Genomic DNA, 576 nt, shown 5'->3' with positions numbered 1-576 from the left:
CGCGACTGCTGTTAATGTTGTAAATTTTTTCATGAGAAACCCCTTAATCAATTTTTTTATCAAAATTTTCTTATAAATACTGTTTTTTTATAAGTGATGATATCTATTCTGTTTGTCGCTAGCACTCATTGGCTTAATTAGCTGGCAGTAGCGACTTAATTCTTTAACTCGAACCGTTAATTAGTTAGTTGAGCGTAATGTAGTGAAGTGGTAATCCACATCAACTACTGCACGGTAAGCTACTTGGTCACGTGTTTGAGCAAACTCTTGAATGGTTACTTTAGAGTTATCAATTTTAATATCGTTTGCAGGTGTGTCGCTGATAACGATTAATTTTTGACGTAATTCATTCGCTGGTAATGTATTGAGTGAATCGATGTAATCGAATCCAGCTTCATAAGCGGCTGCTTTATCTGTGAATGCATCAGTGCTGAATGTTTTGTCTGAATGCACAACTTGTGATGCTGCAAAAACGCTTGAACTGATTAATAATGTTGCTGCGACTGCTGTTAATGTTGTAAATTTTTTCATTTTGGAATCCCTAATAATTTGTTTATAAGTTAACTATTTATAAGT

1 protein-coding gene is annotated in these 576 nt (G+C 34.0%); it reads right to left on the bottom strand.

The genetic code is table 11. The features are described from left to right. Positions 1–180: 180 nt before the first annotated feature. Positions 181–531: a DUF3316 domain-containing protein gene (locus MT391_RS20735; RefSeq protein ID WP_499499992.1), complete on the bottom strand. Its 351-nt coding sequence runs from the start codon at positions 529–531 to the stop codon at positions 181–183. Positions 532–576: the final 45 nt, after the last annotated feature.

It is taken from the genome of Vibrio sp. 1-Bac 57, from assembly GCF_037546855.1.
Taxonomy (GTDB): Bacteria; Pseudomonadota; Gammaproteobacteria; order Enterobacterales; family Psychromonadaceae; genus Psychromonas.
The sequence above is the reverse complement of the archived record's forward strand: the minus strand, read 5'-3'. Positions and strand labels throughout refer to the sequence as shown.

What these genes read in the sequence shown, in the direction of transcription:
- MT391_RS20735 (WP_499499992.1), bottom strand. Translation starts at nt 531, where the DNA reads ATGAAAAAATTTACAACATTAACAGCAGTCGCAGCAACATTATTAATC.